General features: G+C 67.2%; 15 protein-coding genes. 7 read left to right on the forward strand and 8 right to left on the reverse strand.

Annotated elements, in window-relative coordinates; translation table 11 throughout:
• Positions 1-41: 41 nt before the first annotated feature.
• Genes ACO05L_RS13545 through ACO05L_RS13555 form a run of 3 tightly spaced genes read right to left on the reverse strand, consistent with a single transcriptional unit; the run spans position 42 to position 5,649 of the window.
• The gene (locus ACO05L_RS13545) at positions 42-1,502 is read right to left on the reverse strand and encodes a M81 family metallopeptidase (protein WP_421729691.1); all 1,461 of its coding nucleotides are present in this window, start codon (positions 1,500-1,502) and stop codon (positions 42-44) included.
• The gene (locus ACO05L_RS13550) at positions 1,499-3,421 is read right to left on the reverse strand and encodes a serine hydrolase domain-containing protein (protein WP_421729692.1); all 1,923 of its coding nucleotides are present in this window, start codon (positions 3,419-3,421) and stop codon (positions 1,499-1,501) included. The genes ACO05L_RS13545 and ACO05L_RS13550 overlap by 4 nt, the downstream gene beginning before the upstream one ends.
• 17 nt (positions 3,422-3,438) lie before the next feature.
• Positions 3,439-5,649, reverse strand: a complete 2,211-nt coding sequence (locus tag ACO05L_RS13555; RefSeq protein WP_421729693.1) for a TonB-dependent receptor — start codon at positions 5,647-5,649, stop codon at positions 3,439-3,441.
• A gap of 157 nt (positions 5,650-5,806) precedes the next feature.
• Between ACO05L_RS13555 and ACO05L_RS13560 the strand changes: the two genes are divergently transcribed.
• From ACO05L_RS13560 to ACO05L_RS13575, 4 genes are read left to right on the forward strand one after another with little or no spacing between them, the layout of a single operon-like run.
• A complete protein-coding gene (locus tag ACO05L_RS13560; RefSeq protein WP_421729694.1) occupies positions 5,807-6,961 on the forward strand; it encodes an NAD(P)/FAD-dependent oxidoreductase in 1,155 nt (384 codons plus the stop codon).
• Positions 6,958-7,344: a RidA family protein gene (locus ACO05L_RS13565; RefSeq protein ID WP_421729695.1), complete on the forward strand. Its 387-nt coding sequence runs from the start codon at positions 6,958-6,960 to the stop codon at positions 7,342-7,344. The genes ACO05L_RS13560 and ACO05L_RS13565 overlap by 4 nt, the downstream gene beginning before the upstream one ends.
• 27 nt (positions 7,345-7,371) lie before the next feature.
• A complete protein-coding gene (locus ACO05L_RS13570; RefSeq protein WP_421729696.1) occupies positions 7,372-8,031 on the forward strand; it encodes a helix-turn-helix domain-containing protein in 660 nt (219 codons plus the stop codon).
• Between the two features lie 19 nt (positions 8,032-8,050).
• Positions 8,051-9,433: an MFS transporter gene (locus tag ACO05L_RS13575; protein ID WP_421729697.1), complete on the forward strand. Its 1,383-nt coding sequence runs from the start codon at positions 8,051-8,053 to the stop codon at positions 9,431-9,433.
• A 25-nt stretch (positions 9,434-9,458) separates the two neighbouring features.
• Here the strand turns inward: ACO05L_RS13575 and ACO05L_RS13580 are convergent, their stop codons facing one another.
• The 3 genes from ACO05L_RS13580 to ACO05L_RS13590 form a co-directional block, all read right to left on the reverse strand.
• The gene (locus ACO05L_RS13580) at positions 9,459-10,055 is read right to left on the reverse strand and encodes an HNH endonuclease (RefSeq protein WP_421729698.1); all 597 of its coding nucleotides are present in this window, start codon (positions 10,053-10,055) and stop codon (positions 9,459-9,461) included.
• 169 nt (positions 10,056-10,224) lie between these two features.
• Complete coding sequence (locus ACO05L_RS13585) at positions 10,225-10,884, reverse strand: trimeric intracellular cation channel family protein (RefSeq protein ID WP_421729699.1); 660 nt, start codon at positions 10,882-10,884, stop codon at positions 10,225-10,227.
• Positions 10,881-11,555 (reverse strand): DNA-3-methyladenine glycosylase family protein, encoded by a 675-nt coding sequence (locus tag ACO05L_RS13590; RefSeq protein ID WP_421729700.1) that lies wholly within the window; start codon positions 11,553-11,555, stop codon positions 10,881-10,883. Before ACO05L_RS13590 ends, ACO05L_RS13585 begins: the two co-directional genes overlap by 4 nt.
• 87 nt (positions 11,556-11,642) lie before the next feature.
• On the opposite strand from ACO05L_RS13590, the gene gluQRS reads away from it, so the two are divergent.
• Both gluQRS and ACO05L_RS13600 read left to right on the forward strand, forming a co-directional pair.
• On the forward strand, positions 11,643-12,485 hold the full coding sequence (gene gluQRS, locus ACO05L_RS13595; RefSeq protein WP_421729701.1) for a tRNA glutamyl-Q(34) synthetase GluQRS: 843 nt from the start codon (positions 11,643-11,645) through the stop codon (positions 12,483-12,485).
• 45 nt (positions 12,486-12,530) lie between these two features.
• Positions 12,531-13,478, forward strand: coding sequence for a DMT family transporter (locus ACO05L_RS13600; protein WP_421729702.1), 948 nt, complete (start codon positions 12,531-12,533; stop codon positions 13,476-13,478).
• A gap of 40 nt (positions 13,479-13,518) precedes the next feature.
• Here the strand turns inward: ACO05L_RS13600 and ACO05L_RS13605 are convergent, their stop codons facing one another.
• Positions 13,519-13,722 (reverse strand): cold-shock protein, encoded by a 204-nt coding sequence (locus tag ACO05L_RS13605; protein WP_056099723.1) that lies wholly within the window; start codon positions 13,720-13,722, stop codon positions 13,519-13,521.
• Positions 13,723-13,955: 233 nt separating this feature from the next.
• A complete protein-coding gene (locus ACO05L_RS13610; RefSeq protein ID WP_421729703.1) occupies positions 13,956-14,777 on the reverse strand; it encodes an extensin family protein in 822 nt (273 codons plus the stop codon).
• A 107-nt stretch (positions 14,778-14,884) separates the two neighbouring features.
• Here ACO05L_RS13610 and ppk2 point away from each other — a divergent pair, with 107 nt between their 5' ends.
• Complete coding sequence (gene ppk2, locus ACO05L_RS13615; RefSeq protein WP_421729704.1) at positions 14,885-15,631, forward strand: polyphosphate kinase 2; 747 nt, start codon at positions 14,885-14,887, stop codon at positions 15,629-15,631.
• Positions 15,632-15,660 lie beyond the last annotated feature (29 nt).

Raw genomic sequence — 15,660 nt, forward strand, 5'->3', positions numbered from 1 at the left:
GGCGAATTGAAGGCTTAACCTTCGGCCCAACCCACGGCAGCCTAGTTCGAAAGCACCAGCTTGCGGTACGGCAGGGTCGTCAGGTCCATGTTCAACGATCCGGGCGCATTGCAGTAGAGGGTCGCCCCCGCGACCGGCGCGAACGCGGCCTGATAGTGCTGGGTCGACTTGACCACGACCAGCCGCTTCGCCGCCAGATCGATGCCTAGGGCGGTGAAGCATTCGGGCGAGAAGACCTGCTGCCGGATCGAGTTGATGACGACATCGATCCCGCCGATCCTGACGGCGACGGCCAGGCCCAGGGGCTCGCTGAGCTTGCCCGTCAGGCCACGCTGCAAGGCGTCCTCACGCACGCAGAGCACCTCGACTTCGGCATCGACGGGCGCGCCCGACATGGGGCCGATCTTGCCGCCGATCCGCAGCGGAAGCCGTGCGCCGACGCCGGCGTCTGCGGCGATCAGGGCCGCCTGGGGGTCCCAGATCATGCCCAGGGCCGCGTCGGTCGCGTTGCGGTCGATCAGAGCCTTGAGGATGAAGGTGCTGTCGCAGCCCGCGCCGCCGCCGGGATTGTCGGCCCCATCGGCGACGACCGTCGGTCCGGCGTTGGTCAGGGTCCGCCCCGCCTCGCCCAGGATGTCGTCGATGCCGCGTGTGCGGCCTGCGGATGCGCCGGCGCATATCTGGGTGAAGCGGGCCACCATGGCGTCCGCCGCCGCCTCGGCGACATCGGGCTGCGAACCGTCATGGACGACCAGGGCGACCGAGCCGGTGTGCGGGCTGTCGGACCAGGGGAAGCCGTGCATCATCGACAGGGACAGAAGGCCGTCCCTGCTCTCGCGCGCGATCAGGCCGTCGACGAAGCCGCGCATTGGCTCGTCCGTCGTGCCGATCGGCCCGACCAGCGGACCACGGCGCAGGACCGAGCGGGGTGAGATCTCGCCTCGCGCGGTGCGCTCCAGCAGGTCGTAGAGTTCGCCCACCCGCTCGCGGTAGTCGGTGTGGGGATATTCCTTGCAGCCGATCACCATCGTCGCGCTGTCGGTCATGGTCGTGGTCAGATTGGCGTGCAGATCAAGGATGACGCCCAGCGGAATCTTGTCGCCGATCACAGCTCGGGCGCGCGCCAGGATATCGCCCTCGCAGTCGTCATAGCCATCGGCCATCATGGCCCCGTGCAGGACCAGGATGACGAGATCGGGCCTTGCCGCCGCGATCCCGTCCAGCAGTTCGGCGCGCAGGCCTTCATAGACGGGACGCGGCAGGGGGCCGGACGGCTGGGTCCAGGCGCACAGGCCGGCGACGACCTCATGGCCCCTCGCCTCGCCCAGTTCGACAGCGTCGCCATAGGCGGGGAAGGTCAGCGCCTGAGGCAGGGTCGCGGCGTCCCCCTGTCGGTGCAGGATGTCGGCCTCGAACGCACGCAGGCTGGTTGGCAGGGGCGAAAAGCTGTTGGTCTCATGCGAGAGCGAGCCGACGAAGACCCGCAGCCGGGATCTGCTCATGCCTGGGACCACTGGAAGCGCAGGCGGCGGCCCGAGCGGGGGACGAAGGCGAAGCTGCGGCCACCGTCCTCGACCTCGACGTAGCCTTCGGCGCGTCCGTCTCGCTGACCGCCCTGGACTACGGCCTTCCACATCCGGTCGCCCAGAGGTTCGAGCCGCAGCTTCATGCGCCGCCAGCCATTGCCGAAGTCAAAGGCGCGGCGTTCGGCGGTAAAGGCCAGGGTGGTCGCACCCGCGCCGGTCTCGACGACAGCGCTGGTCTTGCCCGCGACATAGGCGCCGCTGCGAGGAGCCGCGGCCCCGTCTGAGGGAGTTGCGTCGAGGTTCGTCAGACCACCCCGCTCGAAGCGCAGGCGACGGGTGCGACCGGCGCTGAAGGCGAAGCCGTCGCCGTCCGTGTCGAACTCCACGAAGCCGCCCAGTCCGAAATGCGCCATGTTGATCGAGGTCGCGCGCCACAGGGATGCGCCCATGTATGTGAGGCTGTAGCGGACTGTATTCCACCGGCCCGTGAAGGTCAGAGTCGTCTGGTCGCCGTCCACCGCGAGGACGCCGCTGGTGCCGGTCGAGGCCGAGGCATAGACGCCGGCGCGAGCGGCCATGTCCGGCCTGGCCCCCGGCTCCAGCCGCGTCAACACCTCGGGCTTGCCCCACTGGCTATAGGTCAGTTGCTTGGGCGCCGGATCGCCGGGCGGCGCCTCCACCACGGCGTCGAAGATTCGATAGGCGGAATGCAGCTTGCCCTCAGCGTCACGGCGCGCAGGCAGGGTGGCGCCGCCCAGACCGATCAGCTGACGACCGCCGTGCTCCAGCAGTTGCAGCGTCGAGCCGGTCTCGGGGTCGTAATAGAGACCTGTGATATTGGTCCCCGCCACGTCTTCCAGCGGCGGCCCCAGGTCGGCGACGCAGGCGTCGATGATCCGGTCGGCCAGGCTCATGGTGTCCACGCCCGCCCGGTTGGTGATGAGGATGATGTCCAGGCCTGCATCCAGCACCTTGATCATCTGACAGCCGCCGCCCATCACCGTGCCGCCATGCTCGATGGTGGCTTGGCCGCGATACTCGCCGACCGACAGCCCCAGGGCGTATCGGGTCGAATAGCCGCTCTTGAGGATATAGGGCGACTTCATTGCCGCCCAGGTCTCGGCCGAGCCCAGGACCGGACGGTCCATATGCGCCATCCAGCGCAGCATATCGTCCACGGTGGAGGCCATGCCGCCCTCGCCGGTCACCTCCATGCCCATGTATTCCTTGGTGAAGGCGCCGTTCGCCCCCAGCATATGCAGGGTCGCGCTGTTGGGCACGAAATCGGTGTCCACGCGTCGCACCAGGGTGTCGTTCATGCCCAGGGGGGTGAAGATGCGGTCCTGGAGCACCGCCTCCATCGGACGGCCTTCGATCCGCTCGATGGCGATGCTCAGAGCCGTATAGCCGCCGTTGTTGTACGACCACGAGGTCTCGGGCGCGAAGTTGACGGCATCCTGATTGGCGAACAGATCCAGGGTGTCGGCGTGGGACATGTAATGCCCCATGCCGTTCAGCTGCATCGACAGATCCAAGGAGCAGCGCAGGCCGCTGGTGTGGCTCATCAGCTGGCGCATGGTGACGCCATCGGCGACCGCAGGCGACAGTTCGGGGATATGCTTGCGCACCGGGTCTTCCAGCGAAGCCCGCCCCTCCTCGACCAGCAGCATATAGGCCAGGGCGGCGAAATGCTTGGACGTCGAGCCGATCCGCATCCGTATGCCGGGCGAGAGGGTCTGGTTCAGCTCGACGCTGGCGAGACCGAAGGCCTTGCGATAGACGGGCTTGCCCCCGACCGCGATCCCCACCGCGACACCGGGTGAATGGCTCGTGTCGTATGCGGCGAATATGGCGTCGATCGTGGCGGCGTCGACCGTGACGGGTGTGTCGGACATGGGGGACTCCACTGAAACTAGAAGCGCTTGGTCAGGGTCAGACCCATGGTCCGGGGCCGCACCGGGGTGACCTGGATCGGGCCGCCGGCGACCGAGAAACTGGTCAGGGCGGACAGTTCGCCGAAGGTGTCGAACAGATTGCGGACATACAACTGGGCGCGGACGCCGCCGAAATCCAGGCCCGCCCGAAGGTCAAGGGTGGTGTAGTCGGGCAGTTGGTGCTGAGGCGTGCCGGGGCTCTGATCGAAGCTTGCGACCCGGTCGCCGACGTGGCGCAGGGTGGCCCCGATATCGGCGTCACGACCCTTGAACGAGAAGCCATAGTCGGCCGACAGCGCGACGGTGACATCGGGCGTGTCGGGCAGGCTGGCGCCCTTGCGCCCGCCCAGGTCGGGAGCGTCCTCGGCCAGTTCTGCATCGGTGAGGGCCAGGCTGCCAACCAGGGTCAGGGCCGGGACAGGCCGCGCAGTCAGGGTCAGTTCTCCGCCCTTGATGGCTGCGGAGCCGGCGTTGGCGACGACGCCCACGCCGTTGCGCAGGGCGACGATCTGCAGGTCCTGCCAATCAATGTAATAGGCGCTGGCGTCGATGCTGAAACGACCATCGGGCGTGCTGGCCTTGTAACCAACCTCGTAGCTGTCGAGGCTGTCGGCATCGAACGTCGGCGGCGCCAGAGGATCGCCCGTCACCGGGTCGTTCAGCACCATGTTGGGGCCGCCCGGACGATAGCCGGTGGCGTAGCGGGCATAGACGATGGCGTTGTCGGCCACCCGATAGCGGGCGTTGGCCAGATAGGTGGTGACGTCTTCGTCCGAACTGCGCTTGGGCGCCGGACCGCCGAGCAGGCCGGATGCGTTCTGCTCATAGGTCTGTTCATTGGCCGCATACCGCAGCCCACCGGAGAGATCGAGGCGATCGGTGACGTGCCAGGTGACCGTACCGAAGGCGGCCGTCTCTTCGTAGAGACTCGGGAGTTCAGCCCTGAGCAGATTCAGCGGGAAAGGCGCTCCGGTCGGGTCCGTCGCGGGCAGGGTCTGAAGCTGGAAGCTTTCTTCGCGCGTGTAGAAACCGCCGACGATCCAGTCGAAGGCGCCGGCGCTGCCCGCCAGCCGGGCTTCCTGGGTGAACTTGTCGGTGTCGACTTCCTTGACCAGAAGCGTCGATCCAAGGGACAGTCCAAAGCCGCCCAGCAGCGGCACGTACAGGGCCGAGACATCGGTCACATAGTCCACGTCGCTGGTCTGGTAGCTGGTGACAGAGGTCAGCTGAACGGGACCGAAATCATAACCGACGACGGCGCTTGCCAGTCGGAACGACTGCTCGAAAGGCTCATCGAAACGGCGCTGATCATACTCGCCATCCACGGGTCGGTTGGTCGCGGGATTGAAGTCGGAGGCGCCCGATCCGTCGCGGTCGATCTCCTGAGCGAAGGCGGTCAGCCGCACGGACAGGGCGTCGGTCGGATTGAACAGAAGGTCCACACGGCCGCCATAGACATCCGACTGGTTCACATCGTCATCGCCTGTCTGGACATTGTCGATGAAGCCGCCGTCGTGGGTATAGAAGCCGTTGACCCTGACCGCTGCTGCGCCGTCCGCAAACGGGGCGTTCACCGAGCCGGCGGCGTCGTAGCCGACGCCTCCATGAGCCGTGGTGGAGACGCCCGTGCGAAGGCCGCCGGAGAACCGCGCCGGATCGGGCGCCTGGGTGACGTACTTGAGCAGGCCGCCCATAGTGCTGGCGCCGTACAGGGTGCCTTGGGGTCCGCGCAGGATTTCCACCCGATCGATGTCGAACAGCCCGACATCGAGGGCCAGCTGGGCCGCCGCCGCAAACGAGGTGCTCGAGCCATAGGGCACTTCATCGACATAGATGCCGACGGTGGAGCCAACATTCAGACCCGTCGTGACGCCGCGCAGATTCACCTGACCCTGACCGACGCCGTTCGATGTGAAGGACAGGCTGGGTACGGTCGCGGCGATGTCGGAAAGCTGCAGCGCGCCGCCCGCCTGAAGACCTTCGCCGGTCAGGACCGAGAGGGACAGGGGGGTCTCGCTGGCCCGCTCCTCACGCTTCTGGGCGGTGACGATGACATCCCCGACCACGGTCGCCGCCGCATCCTGGGCCCGGACAGGCGTGACGCCCAACCCCGCAGAGACCAGGGCGCTGGAGGCCATCAGAGTGGCCAGACCGAGCAGCTTGCGATGGTTACGACAGACGTTCGTCATGGTGAGACCCCCGATGTGATGCGTCATCAATCAACCCCGGCGAGTTTCTGTCAAGAGAAAAAGTCTCTTGCAATAGACACGCGGCCTGGTTCAGGATTTGGACAACCTGAATGGGCTTTCGGTCCACAGGATGTTCGGCTTCAGGGTTTTGGACGGAATGGAATACGATTACATCGTGGTGGGCGCGGGCATGGCCGGCGCATCGGTCGCCTACGAGCTGGCCGACGGCGCTCGGGTCTGTCTGATCGAGCGCGAGACCCAGGCCGGTCAACACGCCACGGGCCGGTCGGCCGCCCTGTTCGCGCCCAGCTATGGCGGCCGCGCCATCCGCGCCCTGACCCGCGCCAGCCGCGACTTCTTCATCCTGCCGCCTGACGGGTTCACCCAGGACCCGCTCCTCACGCGACGCGGCGTGCTCTACATCGCCACCAAGAGCCAGCTCGATTATCTGGACGTCATGATCGGCGACGTTCGCCGCTCGGGCGGGTCCATCGACCGGGTCGATGTCGCCGAGGTGCTGGACACCATCCCCCTGCTGCGGGCCAGCTATGTCTCCGGCGCCGCCATGGATCATGACGCCAAGGACATCGACGTTGACGCCCTGCACCAGGGCTATCTGCGGGCCGCAAAGGCGCGCGGCGCGTTCCTGCTGACGGACGTTGGCGATCCTGAGATCACGCGGACCGGCGATGTCTGGAGCATCAATCTGCCGACGCAGACCGTTACTGCGCCAGTCCTGGTCAACGCCGCAGGGGCCTGGGGCGATCTGGTCGCCGAGAGCGTCGGGGCCCAGGCCATCGGTCTTCAGGCGCTGCGCCGCACTGCCATTCTGGTCGATCCGCCCGCAGGCGTCGACATCGCGGCCTGGCCCGCGGTGATCGATGTGGACGAGGAATTCTACTTCAAGCCCGACGCCGGCAAGCTGCTGCTGTCCCCCGCCGACGAGACCCTGGTCCCACCCTGCGACGCCCAGCCCGAAGAACTCGACATCGCCATCGGCGTAGATCGGGTCCAGGCCGCGCTGAATCTGGAGGTCGAACGGGTGAACCACAGCTGGGCCGGCCTGCGCACCTTTGCGCCCGATCGCGCCCCGGTCATCGGTTTCGATCCCGAGGTCGAGGGTCTGTTCTGGTCAGTCGGTCAGGGTGGCTACGGCATCCAGACCGCCCCGGCCTGGGCCCGGACCGCCGCAGCCCTGGCGCGCGGCCAGGCCCTGCCCGTCGATGTCGCCCAGGAAGGCGTCAGCGCCGCAGACCTGTCGCCCAGCCGCTTCCTCGATGTGACGCCGGGACTGAGAAAGGCCGCCCAATGAAGATTCATGGCAAACCCATCATCGGCCCTGGCGGGCAGGTGTTGCCCCTGTCTGCAGCGGTCGAGACCGGCGGTCTGGTCTTCGCCTCGGGTCAGCTGGCCCTGGTCGACGGCAGGATCGAAGGCGACATCACCGCCCAGACCGAAACCACATTCGACGCCATCCACGCCCTGTTGCAAGACGCTGGGCTGAGCCTGGATCATGTGGTCAAGGCGACGGTCTGGCTGACCGACCCTGCGGACTTCGCCGCCTTCAACGCCGTCTATGCCGCGCGCCTGCCCGCGCCCTTTCCCGCCCGCTCGTGCGTCGTTTCTCAGCTCGTGCTACCGAATGCGCGAGTAGAGATCGAGGTCGTGGCCAGCCGCGAGCCTCGAAGGACATGATCCGGCGCGATGCCGGACGGGCGGGACATGATGAGCAACGACAGCAGCACCTTGGGCGGCCTGATCCGGATCGTGCGCCAGCGCAACGGCTGGACCCTGCGCGAAATGAGCGCCGTCGTCGGCATACCCCTTTCCACACTGGCCAAGGTCGAGACGGACAAGCTGTCGCTGACCTACGACAAGCTGCAGCAGTTCACCTCTCGGCTGGGACTGAGCATGGCCGAGTTCCTGGCCCAGGGCGAACCGGCCGCTGGATCCGGCGCGGCGCCGCCTGTGATGGGGCGTCGGAGCCTGACCACGACGGGCAACTCGGTTCACATCAAGACGCCGAACTACGACTACGAATACCTGTGCGCCGACCTTCGTCAGAAGCGGATGGTGCCAATCATCACCCGCGTCCACACCCAGGACATCGCCGAGTTCGGCGAGGCGGTCCGCCACAAGGGCGAGGAGTTCGTCTTCGTGCTGGAGGGCACGATCGAGGTCCATCTGGAATTCTACACCCCCATCGTCCTGCAGACCGGACAGGGCGTCTATCTCGATAGCGCCATGGGCCACGCCTACGTCTGCAAGGACTGCGACAGCGCCCTCGTCTTGGGGGTTTGCTCCAGCGAAGACCCCAATCTCGCCGGCGAACTGATCAGCCTGGCGGAAGAAGAAGCCAAGCAGGCGGCCGAGCCCGCATAGAAACCCAAAAGGGGACATCTTGAGCACCACCACCCGGCCCGACGTCCCCGAAGTCGAAACTCCCGAAGCCCCCGCCCCCATCTCCGCCTGGTTCGCCGTGGCCGTGCTGGTCGGCGTCACCATCTTCGCCTTTGTCGACCGCCAGATCCTGGCCGTCGTGGCCTCGCCCCTGCGCGAATCCCTGGGTCTGACCGACTTGCAGCTGGGCGCCCTGCAAGGCGTGGGTCTGGCCCTGTTCGCCGCCTTGGCCAGCTATCCGGTGGCCTGGCTGGCCGACCGTTTCGACCGGCGCCTGATCCTGGCGATCGGCATCGCCATCTGGTCCGTCGCCACCGCCGCCTGCGCCTTTCAGACCACCTTCGAAGGCCTGCTGATCTCCACCATCGGCATCGCCGTAGGCGAAGCGGGCCTGGCGCCGATCGTCTGGGCCATCATTCCCGACCTGTTCCCCGGCCGACAGCGAACCACCGCCAACCTGGTCTATTTCCTGGCCGCAGTTCTGGGCACCGCCCTGGGGCTGAGCATCTCGGGCGCCACCTTCGGCTGGCTGGCCACTCACGGCGCCGCCCTGCCCGGCTTCCTGGGAGACATGGAGCCCTGGCGCGCAACAATGCTGTTCGTCGCCCTGCCCGGCCCGCTGTTCATCATCCTGATCGCCACCCTCAGGCTGAAGGGCAGTCGCGCCGCAGCCATCGCCTCGGCCGCCGCCTTCTCGGCCCGTCTCGCCGACAGCGGATACCTGGTCTATGCGCGGCGCCACCTGATGACCCTGGCCTGCGTCTTCGCCGCCGTGGCCGCCTACAATATCGGGATCGCCTCGACCCTGGTCTGGTTGCCGACGGCCCTGCCTCGCCTGTTCGCCATCGACCCGGCGACCGTCAGCTTTCAGCTGGGCATGGCCATCGGTCCGGCCAGCCTGATCGGGGTCGGGGTCGCGGCCCTTTGCGTAAGGTTCTGGCGCGGCGACCGTTCGGTGATGGCGCCCCGGATCGCCGCGATCGCCTTCCTGATCGCCGCCGCCCCGACCGGCCTCCTGCCCTTCGTCACCGCCACCTGGCAGGCCCTGGCCCTGGTCGCGGTGCAGTTCGCCGCAGGCCTGGCCGCCGCGTCCGTCCTGCCCAGCATCATCCAGGACATCAGCCCGCCACACCTGCGAGCGCGCAATTTCGGCGTCATGACCGTGGTCGCCCTGGTGCCCCAGGGGCTGAGTCCGCTGGTCATCGGCGGCCTGTCGGAAGCCATCGGCGGCGCCCACGGCCTGATCTTCGCCATCGCCATGGTCGGAGCGCCCGCATGGTTCCTGGCCGCCTGGCTGATATGGCGCAGCGAGGCCGCTTTCCGCCGCACCATCGCCGAGGTCCAGTCGCTCGCCGATCCGCATGCCCAGCAGGCCCCCGCCTGACCACAGGGCCAGGCAGACCCCCTGACTACGGCTCCAGCTCGATGTCCCAGTAGAGGTAGTCGAGCCAGCTCTGGTGCAGGAAATGGGGCGGGAAGCGGCGGCCCGCGTCCTGAAGCTGATAGGCGTTGGGGCGGTGCGGCAGGCGGCGGATCGGCATATGCGCCTGCTGCGGCGTGCGCCCGCCCTTTCTCAGGTTACAGGGCGAGCAGGCGGCGACGATGTTTTCCCAGGTCGTGCGGCCGCCCTTCGAACGCGGCACGACGTGGTCGAAGGTCAGTTCGGTCGTGTCGCCGCAATACTGGCAGGTGAAGCCGTCGCGCAGGAAGACATTGAAGCGAGTGAAGGCGGGGCTGCGGTCCTGGTCGACATAGGATTTCAGCGCGATGACGCTGGGCAGTTGCATCTCCATGGAGGGACTGCGCACCACCTTGTCATAGTGGGACACGACATCGACCCGGTCCTGATAGACCGCCTTGACCGCCTCCTCCCACGGCCAGAGCGAGAGGGGATAATAGGACAGCGGCCGGAAATCAGCGTTCAACACCAGGGCGGGCCAGCCACTGGGCGGACGCGCGACTATCGGGGCGCGCGTGATAACGGGGGGACGGTTCGGGACCTGCATCAGGTCCACCCGCTCTGAAACAGAGTGTGCAAGGCGACAGGACTGAAGACGCGTCTCCTTCCTTATCCGAGCCTTGAGCCTAGACCCGATTCGACGACGCCGCCATGGCGCATTCGCCACGGTTCCGTGACCGGACCACGCCCCATAGACGCCCTATCAGCCCGGAGCCTCAGCGCGCCGGCGCGTCCGGAAAGCCCGGCAGGCTCCAGCCCCAGGCCAGGGCGCCGGCCCGCAAGCCAAACCCCAGCAGGGCCGCCACCACCGCCGCAGGCCAGATTTCAATGCCTAACAGGCGCAGGCCGACATAGGCGGTCGCCGCCAGCAGAGCCGCCGAGACCGTCACCTCGCGGCGCAGCAGGATGGAGGGTTGGCCAGCCAGAAGGTCGCGCACGATCCCGCCGAAACAGGCCGTCAGCGCGCCCATGACGATGCAGATCAGCGGCGCGACGCCGAAGGTCTCGGCCTTCGCCGCACCCATCACACCATAGGCGGCCAGACCTGCCGCATCGAGCCACAACAGGGCGCGGAACCGCCAGTCGCGCCGCCCGATCAACCAGATCGCCAAGGCGGCGGCGATACAGACGCCGATATAGCGCCAGTCCTGCACCCAGAACACCGGCGCTCCGATCAGCAGGTCGCGCAGGGTGCCGCCGCCCACGCCGGTGATGGCGGCGAAGAAGGCGAAGGTGACCACGTCGTGTCTCTGTTGCGCCGCCGCCAGGGCGCCCGTGGCGGCGAAGACGGCGACGCCCGCAAAATCCAGCACGGCCAGAGCGGACGACGGATTGGCCAGGGCCATGGCCGCCTGCGGATCGACCAGGGGCGTCACCGCGCCGTCTCCGTACCCATGATGGTTTCCTCCATGGCGATCTCTCCGCCCTTTACGCCAGCATACCACGCCCACAGCAGATGCGCGGCGACCCCGCGATAGGGCGCCCATTGCCGGGCGCGAGCATAGGCCTGTTTCTCATTGGGTCGCACCACGGCGCGGTCTGCCCAGCCCAGCGCTTGTTGCAGGGCCACGTCGCCGCCCGGAAACACATCGATCCGTCCCTCGCAGAACATCAGATAGGTCTCTGCGGTCCAGCGACCGACCCCCTTGATGGCGACGAGGGCGGCGACGGCCCGGGCGTCGTCCAGGTCCTCCATCCGGTCCAGGTCGATGTGGCCCTCGATCTGGGCGCGGGCGATCTCGTGGGCGTATTTCGCCTTGGGCAGTGACAGGCCCATCCCGCGCAGGGTCTCGATGTCGCGCGCCAGCACCGCCTGAGCCGTCACCGCATCGTCCAGACCGGCGACGACCCTGGCCCAGATTGCGGCGGCCGAAGCCAGGGACACCTGCTGACCGACAATCATGTGCAACAGGCTCTCGAACCCGCCCTGCCTCAGCCGCCACTCGAACACGGGCGTCCGCGCATCCACCCGCGCCAGCGCCGGATCAGCGGCGGACAGGTAAGCGCGCGCGGCGGCGATCTCGGCAGGGGTGGGGGCGGCAGGCATGGGGTTTCTTACGGCGTCAACAGAGCTGGAGAAACCGTCGCGGACCAAGACATGACTTTGACGTCCGCAAGCCGCTAACCTGGGGGGATGTTCGTCACCCGTTTCGCGCCGTCCCCGACCGGCCTGCTGCACAAGGGCCATGCCTTCTCGGCGCTGACGGCGTGGAACGCGGCGCAGGCGGCGGGCGGACGGTTCATCCTGCGGATCGAGGACACCGACTTCACCCGCTGTCGGCCCGAGTACGAGGCGGCGATCCTCGAAGACCTGGAGTGGCTGGGTCTGGCGTGGGAGGCGCCCGTCCGGCGTCAGTCCGAACACCGCGCCGAATATGAGGCCGCCATGTCAGGTTTGCGCGACACGGGCCTGCTCTATCGCTGCTTTCGCACGCGTAAGGAACTGATGGCCCTGGCCGGGATGGCGCGCCATGCGGATGATCCCGTCGACGCCTGGGCCTTCACCGGCGGGCCGATCGGGGCGGACGAGGAGGCGGCGCGACTGGCGAGGGGCGAGGCCTTTGCCTGGCGGCTCTCGCTGGCTGCGGCGCGGGACCGGCTGGGGGACTTGAATGCCCTTACCTGGCGCGAAGAGGGTGTCGATCCCGGCCTGAGGCACGCCGCGCCCGAGCGGCTGGGCGACATGGTCATCGGCCGCAAGGACATCGGCGCCGGCTATGTCATCGCCTCGGTCGTCGACGACGCCCTGCAGGGCATCACCCATGTCGTACGCGGCGAAGACCTGATCGAGACGACTTCGATCCAGAGGCTGCTTCAGGCGCTGCTGGGACTGCCGACCCCGGTCTATCACCACCACCCGCTGCTGCTGGGACCGGACGGCAAGCGCTACGCCAAGCGGGACCGCTCGGTCACCCTGACCGAACTGCGAGCCGCCGGAATGACGGCGGAGGCCTTGAAGGCCGAATTGGGTTTCTAGGGACGGGTCTTTCGTCAGCGGCGGCAGGGGCATATGCACCGGGCCATGTCGAGCTCGCGCGCATTCGCTCTGTCCGTCCTCGTGGTCTCGGCCTGCGTGCTGGGCCTGGCGCCTATCCTGGTGCGACTGACCGAGACCGGGCCGGCGGCGGCGGGCTTCTGGCGTTTCGTCTTCGCCATGCCTTTGTTGCTGGTTCTGACGGCCCGGCCCAAATCCTGGGCCGGGGGCGGCGAAGGCATCGGACGGCCGTCGAAATGGATGATCCTGGCCGGCCTGTTCTTCGCCCTCGACCTCAGCTTCTGGCACTACGGGATCGTCATGACCTCGGTCGCCAACGCGACGGTGCTTTGCAACCTGACGCCGGTCGTGGTCACCCTGTTCGGCTGGATCGTGTTCAAGGAACGGCCCGCCCGCCTGTTCATCCTGGCCATCGCCCTGGCCATGAGCGGGGCCTTCGCCATGGCCGCCGGCGCCTCGGGCGCACAGGGGACCAACCCCCTGCTGGGCGACATCTTCAGCCTGTCGGTCGCCCTCTGGTACTCGGGCTATTTCCTGGCGGTGAAACAGGCGCGGACCACTGCCGGCGCCATGCGGATCACCCTGTGGGCGACGGCGATCGGCATCCCGCCCCTGGCCGTCGTGTCCCTGCTGCTGGGCGAGGACATGATCCCCGCGACCCTCGCCGGATGGGGCGCCTGCGTCGGCATGGGGGTGATGCATGTCGCAGGTCAGGGCGGCGTCGCCTGGGCGCTGGGCAAGCTGCCAGCCTCGGTCACGGCGGTGACCATCCTGGTCCAGCCCATTGTCGCCGGATTGTTGAGCTGGTGGATCTTCGGCGAGACCCTGACGCCGGTCCAGGCCCTGGGCGGGGCGCTGGTCCTGGCCGCCATCGTCCTGGCCCAGTGGTCGAGCCGCAAGCCGGGCGTACCGTCAGATGGCGACCAAACGAAAACGGGCGCAGGTCCGAAAGGACCCGCGCCCGTCAATGTCTGAAGGTCCGATGGACCCCTTAGCCTAACCAAGCCTGAGTGGCTTAGAGAACCTTGAGGTTCACGGCCGAGGTCTTGCCGCGCTGGGATTCCAGCTCGTATTCGACCTTGGCGTTTTCATCGAGGCCGGCGAGGCCAGCCTTCTGAACGGCGGTGATGTGAACGAACACATCGGCGCCGCCGCTTTCGGGCTGGATGAAGCCGAAGCCCTTAGTGGGGTTGAACCACTTGACCGTACCGGTCGCCATATCTGCGCTCTCCATAAACGCGCTTTCCAGGCAGGTTCTCACGCGGAGAAACCCGACAGTCCATCTGGACGGCTCGTTCAGGCGAAGGAGCGAAACATGGGTTTGGACCCCACGCACAATATCCGGACTGCGAGACCTTTTTCTCGCGTCTATCCACAGCGGTCAACCGGATTCGATTCGCCTCCGGGTGCTGAGGGGGCAGCACGAAACGGCCAAGCTGAAAACCCGTACGACTACGGGGTGTTGCTTAGAGGCGGGGTCTGGCCCTGAGCACGGGTCTGGGGCGAGGGTCCGCGAGCGCACAGGCTGCGGGGCGCGCCATCCAGATGCAGATGGTTGGCATGGGCGGCGTTGTAGTCGGGCGTCAGCACCGTCGAAAAGACGCGGCAGCCGCCGTCGCGCAGGCGCTTCAAGAAGCCGGCCGCCGGAACACCCGCCGGCCCCTGACCGCTCCAGTCGTCCAGCACCGAGACCTTCCGGCCGTCCGCAAGAGTGACCCCGGCGACATCCAGGGCGTTGGCCCGCGCGTGCTCGCTGGGCCGGTCCGTCGTGACGGTCGAGCCATAGATGCGGCGGCAGGAATAGGTCCCGTAGTTGTCCACGCGGGCGACCTTCGAACCCAACATCTGTGCGGCGGCAGGGCGCAGAACCTGGCGATCCCAGATGACGTAGCGGACGGCCAGCGGGCACTGCATCACCACGTCCGAAGGCGCCAGGGGGGTGACGTCGCCGCCGGTGATGCGGATCAGGCCCTGGGCGACGCAGAACTGGCCGTCGCTGCGATCCTCGACCCGCTCGACCTGCACGCCGGCGTCCCGAAGCGTCTGCATACAGGCGTCAGTCGCGCCCCGGACCTGTTCCACGGGCGCGGCGAAGGGCAGTTCGAAGTCCCCCACCTTGGCGGCCGTCGCCGTACCGACCGGCCGGTTCAGGTCCAGCGGCTTCCACGGCAAATCCTGATGCGGAACAAAGGCGTTGGCCAGCGCGAATACGGCGCAGACGCCCAGCGTCAGCTCCCACAACAGGTTCCAGAAATCGGCGAAATCACGCTTCATGGCAGAGCTTAACGCACCAGTCGCGGAATCGTCAGCGGGGACCTGCGGATTCTGATCGACGCCCCCCGCGCCTTGCCGTCCCGCCTTTCAGGGTTCAGGCTCGGATCATGAGCAAGAAATCCGACTACGAGGACGAACTCGAAGCCCTACAGATCGAGTTGGTGAAGACCCAGGCCTGGGCCATCGAACAGGGGCTCAAGGTCCTGATCGTGTTCGAGGGCCGCGACAGCGCGGGCAAGGACGGCGCCATCAAGCGCATCACCGAATACGCCTCGCCCCGCCAGACCCGCGTCGTCGCCCTGCCCAAGCCGACCGAGCGCGAGACCGGCCAGTGGTATTTCCAGCGCTATGTCCCGCATCTGCCGAGTGCAGGCGAGATCGTGATCTTCAACCGCTCCTGGTACAATCGCGGCGGGGTCGAGCCGGTCATGGGCTTTTGCACGCCCGAACAGCAGGACCAGTTCCTGAAGGACGCGCCGCGGTTCGAGCGGATGCTGTCGGACAGCGGGATCGTCATCATCAAGCTGTGGCTCGACATCACCAAGGACGAACAGGCCAAGCGGCTGGAAGCACGGGTCGAGGATCCTTTGAAGACGTTCAAGGTCTCGTCCCTGGACGCCGAGGCGCAGACCCGATGGGATGCCTATTCCCAGGCCCGCGACCGGATGCTGGCCGAAACCCACAGCAGTCACGCGCACTGGACCGTCATCGCGACCGACGACAAGAAGACCGCCCGGCTGAACATCATCCGCCACATCCTGCGAACTCTGGGCCGCCCCGAGGCCAAGGTGGCGAAGCCGGACAAGGATGTTGTCTTCGGCGCAGACAAGAACATGGACCGACTGGCGCGCTGAGCCGGACAACCCGAAGAGGGGCCTGAAAA

The sequence above is a fragment of the Brevundimonas sp. genome, from assembly GCF_965227765.1.
Classification (GTDB): Bacteria; Pseudomonadota; Alphaproteobacteria; order Caulobacterales; family Caulobacteraceae; genus Brevundimonas.

Excerpts from the sequence above, each read along its gene's own strand:
- ACO05L_RS13565 (WP_421729695.1), top strand. The coding sequence starts at position 6,958 with ATGAAGATTCATGGCAAACCCATCATCGGCCCTGGCGGGCAGGTGTTG.
- ACO05L_RS13550 (WP_421729692.1), bottom strand. The coding sequence starts at position 3,421 with ATGTCCGACACACCCGTCACGGTCGACGCCGCCACGATCGACGCCATA.
- ACO05L_RS13610 (WP_421729703.1), bottom strand. The coding sequence starts at position 14,777 with ATGAAGCGTGATTTCGCCGATTTCTGGAACCTGTTGTGGGAGCTGACG.
- ACO05L_RS13580 (WP_421729698.1), bottom strand. The coding sequence starts at position 10,055 with ATGCAGGTCCCGAACCGTCCCCCCGTTATCACGCGCGCCCCGATAGTC.
- ACO05L_RS13590 (WP_421729700.1), bottom strand. The coding sequence starts at position 11,555 with ATGCCTGCCGCCCCCACCCCTGCCGAGATCGCCGCCGCGCGCGCTTAC.
- ppk2 (WP_421729704.1), top strand. The coding sequence starts at position 14,885 with ATGAGCAAGAAATCCGACTACGAGGACGAACTCGAAGCCCTACAGATC.
- ACO05L_RS13600 (WP_421729702.1), top strand. The coding sequence starts at position 12,531 with ATGTCGAGCTCGCGCGCATTCGCTCTGTCCGTCCTCGTGGTCTCGGCC.
- ACO05L_RS13570 (WP_421729696.1), top strand. The coding sequence starts at position 7,372 with ATGATGAGCAACGACAGCAGCACCTTGGGCGGCCTGATCCGGATCGTG.
- gluQRS (WP_421729701.1), top strand. The coding sequence starts at position 11,643 with ATGTTCGTCACCCGTTTCGCGCCGTCCCCGACCGGCCTGCTGCACAAG.
- ACO05L_RS13605 (WP_056099723.1), bottom strand. The coding sequence starts at position 13,722 with ATGGCGACCGGTACGGTCAAGTGGTTCAACCCCACTAAGGGCTTCGGC.
- ACO05L_RS13560 (WP_421729694.1), top strand. The coding sequence starts at position 5,807 with ATGGAATACGATTACATCGTGGTGGGCGCGGGCATGGCCGGCGCATCG.
- ACO05L_RS13545 (WP_421729691.1), bottom strand. The coding sequence starts at position 1,502 with ATGAGCAGATCCCGGCTGCGGGTCTTCGTCGGCTCGCTCTCGCATGAG.
- ACO05L_RS13555 (WP_421729693.1), bottom strand. The coding sequence starts at position 5,649 with ATGACGAACGTCTGTCGTAACCATCGCAAGCTGCTCGGTCTGGCCACT.